Annotated in this window: 10 protein-coding genes; 1 reads left to right on the top strand and 9 read right to left on the bottom strand. The window is 72.2% G+C overall.

The window, feature by feature from the left end; genetic code table 11:
* From ACIY1X_RS16745 to ACIY1X_RS16705, 9 genes are all read right to left on the bottom strand, one after another.
* Positions 1 to 779, bottom strand: a 779-nt coding sequence (locus tag ACIY1X_RS16745; protein WP_399682538.1) for an NAD(P)-binding protein, incomplete at its 3' end; no start/stop codon positions are given.
* Between the two features lie 99 nt (positions 780 to 878).
* The gene (locus ACIY1X_RS16740; RefSeq protein WP_051953813.1) at positions 879 to 1,148 is read right to left on the bottom strand and encodes a DUF6587 family protein; all 270 of its coding nucleotides are present in this window, start codon (positions 1,146 to 1,148) and stop codon (positions 879 to 881) included.
* A gap of 2 nt (positions 1,149 to 1,150) precedes the next feature.
* Positions 1,151 to 3,073: a ferrous iron transporter B gene (locus ACIY1X_RS16735; protein ID WP_399682562.1), complete on the bottom strand. Its 1,923-nt coding sequence runs from the start codon at positions 3,071 to 3,073 to the stop codon at positions 1,151 to 1,153.
* A 7-nt stretch (positions 3,074 to 3,080) separates the two neighbouring features.
* A complete protein-coding gene (locus ACIY1X_RS16730; RefSeq protein WP_399682535.1) occupies positions 3,081 to 3,377 on the bottom strand; it encodes a ferrous iron transport protein A in 297 nt (98 codons plus the stop codon).
* Positions 3,378 to 3,485: 108 nt separating this feature from the next.
* Positions 3,486 to 4,322 carry an iron uptake system protein EfeO gene (efeO, locus tag ACIY1X_RS16725; protein WP_399682532.1) on the bottom strand — a complete coding sequence of 279 codons (837 nt, stop codon included), beginning with the start codon at positions 4,320 to 4,322 and terminating at the stop codon, positions 3,486 to 3,488.
* A 44-nt stretch (positions 4,323 to 4,366) separates the two neighbouring features.
* Positions 4,367 to 5,695 carry an iron uptake transporter deferrochelatase/peroxidase subunit gene (efeB, locus tag ACIY1X_RS16720; RefSeq protein WP_399682529.1) on the bottom strand — a complete coding sequence of 443 codons (1,329 nt, stop codon included), beginning with the start codon at positions 5,693 to 5,695 and terminating at the stop codon, positions 4,367 to 4,369.
* On the bottom strand, positions 5,692 to 6,882 hold the full coding sequence (efeO, locus tag ACIY1X_RS16715) for an iron uptake system protein EfeO (RefSeq protein ID WP_399682527.1): 1,191 nt from the start codon (positions 6,880 to 6,882) through the stop codon (positions 5,692 to 5,694). Before efeO (ACIY1X_RS16715) ends, efeB begins: the two co-directional genes overlap by 4 nt.
* Before the next feature lie 16 nt (positions 6,883 to 6,898).
* On the bottom strand, positions 6,899 to 7,729 hold the full coding sequence (gene efeU, locus ACIY1X_RS16710) for an iron uptake transporter permease EfeU (RefSeq protein ID WP_399682524.1): 831 nt from the start codon (positions 7,727 to 7,729) through the stop codon (positions 6,899 to 6,901).
* 148 nt (positions 7,730 to 7,877) lie between these two features.
* Complete coding sequence (locus tag ACIY1X_RS16705; RefSeq protein ID WP_399682522.1) at positions 7,878 to 9,101, bottom strand: aminotransferase class V-fold PLP-dependent enzyme; 1,224 nt, start codon at positions 9,099 to 9,101, stop codon at positions 7,878 to 7,880.
* Between the two features lie 126 nt (positions 9,102 to 9,227).
* Between ACIY1X_RS16705 and ACIY1X_RS16700 the strand changes: the two genes are divergently transcribed.
* Positions 9,228 to 9,553, top strand: a 326-nt coding sequence (locus ACIY1X_RS16700; protein WP_399682519.1) for a thermonuclease family protein, incomplete at its 3' end; no start/stop codon positions are given.

Here is a 9,553-nt window from a genome sequence, read left to right as displayed (position 1 = left end):
GTGGCCTGCTGCAGCGAGGCGAGGCTGGCGGCCTGGTCCCAGTCCCGGGCGTCGCCCGGGGGCGGCGGGGCTTCCGCCAGCACCACCACGTTGAGCCAGTCGCCGCCGCGCACCGGATAGGCCACAGCGTGCAGGCGTGCGCCGAGCCACACGTCGACGCGGTCGCTGCGCAGGCGCCCGGGCAGGTCGCGCTGCGGCACCAGCGCGCGCCAGGCCGTGTGGCCCGTCGACCGCGGCGGCGGGTCGTCCTCCACCACCTCGGCGCGCACGCGGCTCCACAGGCCGTCGGCGCCGACCAGCGCATCGCCCTCCCAGGCGCGGGCGTCGGCGCTTTCCACGCCCACCGCCTCGCCGCCGCGCAGCGAGACGAGGCGCACCCGGGCATTCGTGTTGAGCGTCACCGCAGAAGCCGGGCCATCGGCGTGCCTCAGGGTGTCCAGCAACAGGCCGTGCAGGTCGGCGCGGTGCACGCACAGGTAGGGCGCGCCGTAGCGCCGCTCGCCCGCCTCGCCGAAGGGCAGGCGCGCCAGCTCGCGGCCGTCGTGCGCGCCGCGCACGCACAGCATCGCCGGGCGGGCGGCGATGCTCGCCAGGCCCGGCGCCAGGCCGAGGGCATGCAACCGCCGCGTGACATTGGGGCCGAGCTGGATGCCGGCGCCGACCTCGCCGAAGGCGGCCGCCTGCTCCAGCACCTCGACGCGATGCCCCTTGCGCGCCAGCGCCAGGGCGGCAGCCAGCCCGCCGATGCCGGCGCCGGCGACGAGGATCTGCAAGCTCACTGGATAACCTCCGTGCTTCGCACTGCGGTGCGAGCCCCCTTCGGAACGGCCGGACGGATGCTCATGCCGGAATGATGCCCGCTCCGCTGCGCGCTGCGCTCAGTGCCGGGGCAGGCCGGTGTTCTTTTCCTGCGCCCCGGCGGGAGGCGCGGCGCAGCTCCCGCAGCTGTCGCAGTCGCCGCAGCCGGAAGTCTTCGCCAGCGAGGCGGCCATGCGCTCGGCCTGTTGTGCGTCCACCAGCCCGGCGCGCTGCGAGCCGGCCGCCAGCCGGCGCGCGGCGCCGCGGCGCCACGCGGCCGGCATCCACCGCCACACGGCGTACACCGCGGCCACGGCCACGATGGCGAAGACGATGAGGTTCTGCGTCATGCTCACCCCCCGGAAGTGAAGGCCAGCGCCACCCGGTACGTGACGAAGCAGGCCGCGTAGGCCAAGGCGAACAGGTAGGCGGCCATGATGAACACGTACCGCCACGAGGCCGTCTCGCGCTTCACGGTCGCCAGCGTGGACAGGCACTGCGGCGCGAACACGTACCACACCAAGAGCGACAGCGCCGTGGCCAACGACCAGCTCCCGGCGATCAGCGGCGCCAGCGCGCCCGCCATCGCATCGTCGCCCGAGGCCGAGAGCGCGTACACCGTGCCCAGCGCGCTCACCGCCACTTCGCGCGCGGCCATGCCGGGCACCAGCGCGATGCTGATCTGCCAGTTGAAGCCGATCGGCGCGAAGACGTGCTCCAGCCCGCGCCCCAGCATGCCCGCCAGGCTGTACTGGATCGCCGGGCCCGTGGCGCCCTCGGGCGGCGACGGGAAGCTGGAGAGGAACCACAGCAGGATGGTCAGCGTAAGGATGATGGTGCCCACGCGCTGCAGGAAGATCCAGGCGCGCTCCCACAGCCCGAGCAGCAGGTTGCGCGGGTTGGGCCAGCGGTAGGCGGGCAGTTCCATCATCAGCGGTGAATGGCCCTGCTGCGTGCGGAAGCGCTTCATCACCCAGGCCACCGCCATCGCCGAGACGATGCCGAACACGTACAGGCCGAACAGCACCAGGCCCTGCAGGTTGAACAGCCCGTCGTTCAAGCAGCCGTCGCACCACAGCCCGCGCACGCGCAGCACCTCGCGCTTGGGGATGAAGGCGGCGATCAGCAGCGCGTACACCGGCAGCCGGGCCGAGCAGGTCATCAGCGGCGCGATCATGATGGTCGTGAGCCGGTCGCGCCAGTTGCTGATGGTGCGCGTGGCCATGATGCCGGGGATGGCGCAGGCGAAGCTCGACAGCAGCGGGATGAACGAGCGGCCCGACAGCCCCACCGTGCCCATCACCCGGTCGAGCAGGAAGGCCGCGCGCGGCAGGTAGCCCGAATCCTCCAGCGCCAGGATGAACAGGAACAGGATCAGGATCTGCGGCAGGAAGACGACCACGCCGCCCACGCCGGCGATGACGCCGTCCACCAGCAGGCTCTGCAGCGGCCCTTCGGGCACCAGCGCCTTGACCCCTTCGCCGACCGCGGCGGTGGCGGCCTCGATGGCGCCCATCGGCACCTCCGCCCAGCTGAACACGGCCTGGAACATGAGGAAGAGCACCAGCGCCAGCATCACCAGGCCCCACACCGGATGCAGCACCACGCGGTCGATGCGGTCGCTGGCCGCCAGGCTGCCGGCCGGCTCGCGCACCGCCAGCGAGAGGATGCGGCGCACCTCGCGCTGGGTGTCCAGCACCTCGTCCAGGGCCGGCGCCTCCCACGGCACCGGCGCGGCCGGCGGCACCGGCGCATCGAGTGCGGCCAGCAGCGCCTGCGCGCCGCCGCGCTGCACGCCGACGGTGGGGATCACCGGCATGCCCAGCTCGCGCGAGAGCACCGCGGCATCGACCTCGATGCCCTGGCGCTTCGCCATGTCGGTCATGTTCAGCGCCACCACCATCGGCAGGCCGAGCTTCCTCGCCTCCAGCACCAGGCGCAGGTTCAGCCGCAGGTTGGTGGCGTCGGTCACGCACACCAGCAGGTCGGGCAGCGGCTCCTCGCGCCGGCCGGTGACCACGTCGCGCGTCACCGCCTCGTCGGCCGAGAGCGGGTTGAGGCTGTAGGCGCCCGGCAGGTCCAGCACCGCCACGCGCCGACCGGCCGGGGTGCGCAGCTCGCCCTCCTTGCGCTCGACCGTCACGCCGGCGTAGTTGGCCACCTTCTGGCGGCTGCCGGTCAGCAGGTTGAACAGCGCCGTCTTGCCGCAGTTGGGGTTGCCCAGCAGCGCGATGCGCACCGGCAGCACCGCCGCGGCGGCCGGCCGGAAGTTCAGCACCGCCTCAGTCACGCCCGTGCTCCGGCACCACGTGGATCAGCGCCGCCTCGTGCCGGCGCAGCGCGAAGGTGGTGTGGCCCAGGCGCACCGCCAGCGGCTCGCGGCCCGGCACGCCGCTGGCCACGATGCGCACCGCCTCACCGGGCACGAAGCCGATCTCGGTGAGGCGAAGGACCAAGTCCTGGTCCTGGGGGTCCGCGCTGCGGGCGACGTCCAGGACGGTCGCCCATTGGCGGTCGGGGAGCTGGTCCAGGCGCAGCGCGGTCGGCGCGGCGCCGGCACCCGGTTCGATGTGTGGCACGTGGGACGTCCGCTCCCCTGCAGCGGGAGCGCCTCGATGAAAACCGAATGCTAGCAATTCGCACTCGCGACGGCGAGGCCGCCCGGCCCCGCCATGCGGGCGTCAGGCTCAGTTCAGGCCCAGCATGCCGCGCAGCTTGGACAGGTCCTCCGCCAGCGTGTTGACGCGGCCGGCCAGCAGCTTGCGGTCGCGCTCGGTCAGCTTGGCGTAGGTCTCAAAGCCGCCGTCGGCCGTGCGGTACTTGGCCAGCGTGTCGAACACGGTCTTGAAGTTGGCGTCGGTCTTGTCCGAGAAGGCCTTGTTCTCCTTCACCACCAGCGGACGCAGCAGCTCGACGATCTTGTAGGCGCCCTCGAAGTTGGCCTGGAAGTCCCACAGGTCGGTGTGGCTGTAGCGGTTCTCCTCGCCGGAGATCTTGGTGGCGGCCACCTCCTCCATCAGCACCGCGGCGCCGCCCACCACCTTCTCGGGCGGGAAGGTCAGCGCGCCCAGGCGCTTCTGCAGCTCCAGCACGTCGGCCAGCAGCTTGTCGGCCACCGGGCCGACTTCCCTGGTGCTCTTCTGCGTCCACAGCGCGTACTCGATGCGGTGGAAGCCGCCGAAGGCCGGGTCCTTCTCGGCCTTCTCGTGGTCGTCGGCGCGCGAGTCGATGGCGCTGTCCATGTCGCTGAAGAGTTCGGCCACGGGCTCGATCTTCTCGTAGCTGGTGCGCGTGGGCGCGTAGAGCTTCTTCGCCTTCTCGATGTCGCCGGCCTTCACGGCGGCGACGAAGACGCGGGTGTCGGCCGCCAGCTTGCGCACGTTCTCGATCACGTACAGCTTGTAGTCGGCGAGGGGGCCGACCAGTTCCTGCGGCGAGACGGCCGCCTGCGCGCCGGCGGCGGCCAAGCCGGCGGCACCGGCGACCAGGGCGGCGAGAAAGCGGCGGCGGATGGGTTCGGTCATGACGTTCCTTCTTGCGTGTTGTGTGTGTTGGAAGGGGAAAAGGATCAGGCCAGGCGAGCGGCGGCCTCGAGCAGCGGGCGGCCGAGCCAGTCGCGCGCGTCGCGCACGCCCGGCAGCGTGAAGAAGAAGCCGCCGCCGATGGGCTTGATGTATTCCTCCAGCGGCTCGCCGTCGAGGCGCTTCTGCACGGTGACGAAGCCCTTCTCCAGGTCGGCCTGGTAGCAGATGAACAACAGGCCCATCTCGAGCTGGCCGGACTTGGTGACGCCGTTGGAATAGTTGAAGGGCCGGCGCAGCATCAGGTTGGCCTGCGACGCGACCGTGCGCGGGTTCGCCAGGCGGATGTGGGCATCGAGCGGCGTGACCTTGCCTTCCGGGTCCTTGCGGTAGTCGGGCACGTCGTGCTCGGTGCGGCCGCCGTCCAGCGGCGCGCCGCTGGCCTTGAGGCGGCCGAAGATCGCCTCCTGCTCCTGCAGCGGCGTGCGGTCCCAGCGCTCGACGAAGTTGCGGATGATGCGCACCGCCTGGTAGCTGCCGCCGACCGCCCAGGCCGGCTCGCCGTCCTGCGGGCCGACCCAGACGATCTGCTCCATCAGCTTCGCGTCGCCGGCATCCGGGTTGGCCGAGCCGTCGCGAAAGCCCAGGAAGTTGCGCGCGCTCTCGGCCGGCTGGCCGGGCACCGCCGGGATGGGCGGCACGCTGCCCTCCTGCTTCCAGTGCAGGATCAGCAGGTCGGGCGTGTTCTTGATGATGTCGCGCAGGGCGTGGATGTTGGTGTCGGGCGTGTTGGCGCAGAACTGGATCGACAGGTCGCCGTGGCACAGCGCCGCGTCCAGCGCATCGTTGGGATGCGCCTTCATCTGCAGCAGGTGCTTCGGCCTGAGCCGGGCCAGCCCGTAGCGCTCGTCGTCGAACATCGAGGCGCCCAGCGAGACGGTGACGGTGAGCGCGTCCGGCTGCACCACCGGCCCCAGCAGGCCGGAGCTGGGCGGCGGCAGCTTCGGGTCCAGCTCGGGCTCCTTGCCGCCCTGGGTGAGGAAGGCGATGCGCTCGGTGAGCACGTGGAACAGGCGCTCCAGGTCCTTGCGGTTCTCGGCCAGCACGAAGAAGGACGCGACCATGCCGTGGCTCGGCCGCGGCGTGACGATGCCGGCCTGGTGCGCGCCGAGGAAGGGCACGCGGTCCTGCGTGTGGGTGCTCAGCGGCGCGTCGGTGACCTGCGCGCCGGGACCGGGGCCCTCGGCCGGGCCGGCCGGGGGCGCGGCGGCGGCGCGGCCGGCCGCCGCCAGCCCCGCCAGCGCGGCGCCGGCGGCGCCCAGCACGCGGCGGCGGTCGGAGGATGCGGGGGCGTTCTTGTCGTGGTGGTCGTTCATGGCTGCTCCAGTCCCAGCGCGGCGTTCACCTTGCCGAGTTCGTCGGCCAGGGCGCGCACCGGTTCGGCGATGGCCTTGCGCTGCGCGTCGTCCAGCGGCGCGGGCTTGAAGCCCTCGCCGTCGCGGTAGGGGTCGAGGGCGGCGGAGAAGGCGGCGAAGCGCTGCCCGACGGCCTGCTCCAGGCCGGGCGCCGCCTTGGCCAGCAGCGGCGAGAGCAGGTCGGCCAGCTTCTTCGTGCCCTCCAGCGTGCCCTGCAGGTTGGCCGCCTCGGCGGGGCCGTAGCGGTCCTCGCCGCCGGCGGGCAGGTTGTCGGCCACGCGGCGCAGCAGCTTGGCGGCGGCGCTGGCCATGCGCTCGGGCGGGATGTCCAGGCCGCGCAGCCGCTCCCTGAGCTGGCCGACGTCGGCCACGAGCTGACCGGCCGCCGGTGCCAGCGCCTTCAGGTCGCCCTGGCCGGCGCCGAACAGGCCCCATTCGATGCGGTGGAAGCCGGTGAAGGCCGGGTCGGCCTCGCGCTTCTCGAAGTAGTCGGCGCGGGCGTTCAGGCGCTGGTCGAGGTCGGCGAACAGCTCGGCCATCGGCTCCACGCGCTTGTAGGCCTGGTGGGCCGGCGCGTAGAGGGCCCGGGCCTGCTTCAGGTCGCCGGCCTGGATCGCGTCGGCCAGGGCCTGCACGGCGTCCTGCAGGGTGCCGGCCTCCAGCGCGAGGAAGACGCGGTACTCGGCCAGCGGCCCGACGTAGGCCACCAGCGAGGGCCGCGCCGCCTCGGCCTCGGAGGCGGCCGAGGGCGTGACGCGCAGCTTGCCGCGCGGGTTGCTCAGGAGGCCGCAGGTGATGTCGAACTCGCCCGGCTGCAGCTTCACCGTCATGGTCTGCGAGAAGCCGGGCGCGATGTTCTCGCGCTCCTCCACCACCATCACGCCGTCCAGGATCTCCCACTCCAGCGCGCGCTTGGAGTTGTTGACGATGGTGAAGGTGGTGCGGCCGGCCGGCACGGTGATCTCGTTGGGCTCGCACACGTTGCCCTGGATGGTGACGGTGACCGCGTTGTCGGCCGCCTTGGGCGGCGCCTTGCGCGCCACGCCGGCGGCCCACCAGAAGGCGGCCAGGCCGGCCACCACCAGCAGCGCCGAGCCGGCGACGGCCGCGCGCATCGCGGCGGAGGATTTCTTGGAGGAATCGGACATCGAGGGAAGGAAAGACTCAGCGGGCCGCGGCCGCCGCCGGCACGGGCGCCGCGGGGCGCAGGAAGAAGAACAGGGCGACCGCCAGGAAGGCGAGGTAGACGATCACCTCGCCCACCACCGGCGCCGCCTGGTAGCCCAGCAGCCCGGAGAGCACGGCGCCCAGCGGGCTGTCCATGGGCAGCGTGGCGCTCATGTCGAACACCACCTGCTGCAGGTGGTTCCACAGGCCCGCCTCGTGGAACTTGCGCAGCACGCCGGCCAGCAGCCCGGCGGCCACCAGCAGGATGAACAGGCCCGTCAGGCGGAAGAAGCGCCGCAGGTTCAGCCGCACGCCGCCCGAATAGAGGCCCCAGCCGACCACCACCGAGACGGCGATGCCGGCCAGCGCACCCACCGGCGCCTCCCATCCGGTGCTCTGCTGGAAGATGGCCAGCAGGAAGAACACCGACTCCAGGCCCTCGCGCGCCACGGCGAGGAAGACCACGCCGATCAGCGCCCAGCCCTGGCCGTCGGCGTGGCCCAGCGCCTTCTCGACGCCGGCCTGCAGCTCGCCCTTGATGCTGCGCGCCGCCTTGCGCATCCAGAACACCATGGAGGTGAGCAGCACCACCGCGATCAGGCCCACCACGCCCTCGAACAGCTCCTGCTCCTTCTGCGGGAACTCGGCCGCCATGAGCTGCAGGCCGGCGCCGGCGAACAGCGACAGCGCCGCCGCCAGCAGCACGCCCACCCACACGGCGGGCATCAGGCGGCCGCGGCCGGTCTGCTGGAGGTAGCTGGCAACGATGCCGACGATGAGCGCGGCTTCGATGCCTTCGCGCAGCATGATGAGAAAGGGAACGAGCATCGGGACGGCACAAAAGGCAACCCCCCGCGGCCGGTGCGCGGAACGCGCACCCCGCCGATCGAGGGGAAACCCCGAGCATACCCGATCAAATAAGATCGATTCTCATCTTCAAATTTGACCCACCGCAAGGATGGGCGTGGCAGGCGCGTCAGGCGGCGTGCTGCGGCGCCACCTTGTCCAACGCCGCCGCCAGGTGGCCGACCGTGCGGTCGATGTGGCGCCACTTCTCCAGCCCGAACAGGCCGATGCGGAAGGTGCGGAAGTCCGGCCCCTCGCCGCACTGCAGCGGCACGCCGGAGGCGGTCTGAAGGCCCGCCTCGATGAATTTCTTCGCGCTCTGGATGTCCGGGTCCAGCGTGTAGCTGACCACAACGCCGGGCGCCTTGAAGCCCTCGGCCGCCACGCTGGGGAAACCGCGCGACTCGAGCAGCGCGCGCACCTTGGCGCCCAGTTCCTCCTGCGCCGCCTTGGCCGTGGCGAAGCCCCAGTCGCGCGTCTCGCGCATCACGTCGCGCAGGCGCACCAGCGCGTCGGTCGGCATGGTCGTGTGGTAGGCGTGCTGGCCCTTCTCGTAGCCCTCGGCGATCTGCATCCACTTCTTCAGGTCGCACGAGAAGCTGCTGCTGGCCGTGCCTTCGATGGCCTCGCGGGCGCGCTCGCTCAGCATCACCATGGCGCAGCAGGGCGAGCTGCTCCAGCCCTTCTGCGGCGCACTGATGAGCACGTCCACGCCGGTGGCCTGCATGTCCACCCACACGGCGCCGGAGGCCACGCAGTCCAGCACGAACAGGGCGCCGACCTCGTGCGCAGCGGCGCTCACGGTGCGCAGGTAGTCGTCGGGCAGCAGGATGCCGCTGGCCGTCTCGACGTGCGGCGCGAACACGACCTTGGGCTTCTCGGCGCGGATGGCGGCGGCCACCTCCTCGGCCGGGCACGGCGCCCAGGGCGCCTGCGGGCCTTCGCCCTGGGGCCGGGCCTTGCAGACCACGGCGCCGCCGCCCGAGGAAGCGCTGGGCCGCCCCGAGCTTCCTTGCGCCCCTTGGGGGCCGGGCAGGGCATCGCCCTGCCCTGGGGGCAGACCCAGTCCACCGGCGTCGAAGATCTGGCTCCAGCGGTAGCTGAACCAGCCGTTGCGCACGATCAGCACCTTCTCGCGGTTGGCGAACTGGCGCGCCACCGCCTCCATGCCGAAGGTGCCGCTGCCCGGCACCAGCACCGCCGTGTGCGCGTGGTAGACCTCCTTGAGCATGCCCAGGATGTCCTGCATCACGCCGGTGAAGCGCCTGGACATGTGGTTGAGCGCGCGGTCGGTGTAGACCACCGAGAACTCGAGCAGGCCGTCGGGGTCGATGTCGGGCAGAAGGCCGGGCATGGGCTGTCTCCGTGTACTGGAAGGGGAAGGAAAGTCGGTGCGGCGGCTCGCCGATACTCGCGGGCCCGCCGGGGCCGCACCAGTGTAGGGCGCGCCGGCCACCGCTGCTGCCGCCGCCGATTCCCGATGCCCGTCACTCCCCTGCTCCTGCTGTGCACCGTCATCGCCGTCCAGGACGGCGACAGCCTGCGCGTGCGCTGCCCCGACGCCGATGCCCGCCCGCCGGCGGTGCGCAGCGTGCGCATCCATGCCATCGACGCGCCCGAATACCGCCAGCCTTTCGGCAACCGCGCCCGCCAAGCCCTGCGGCAGGCGGTGTACCGCCGGACGGTGCGGCTGGACTGCGTGGACACCGACGCCTATGCGCGGCTGGTCTGCAAGGTGAGCACCGTCACCTCGGCCGGGCGGCCGGCCGAGGACGTCGGCCTGGCGCAGGTGCGAAGCGGCCTGGC

It is taken from the genome of Xenophilus sp. (assembly GCF_044462705.1).
Taxonomy (GTDB): domain Bacteria; phylum Pseudomonadota; class Gammaproteobacteria; order Burkholderiales; family Burkholderiaceae_C; genus Xenophilus; species Xenophilus azovorans.
The sequence above is the reverse complement of the archived record's forward strand: the minus strand, read 5'-3'. Positions and strand labels throughout refer to the sequence as shown.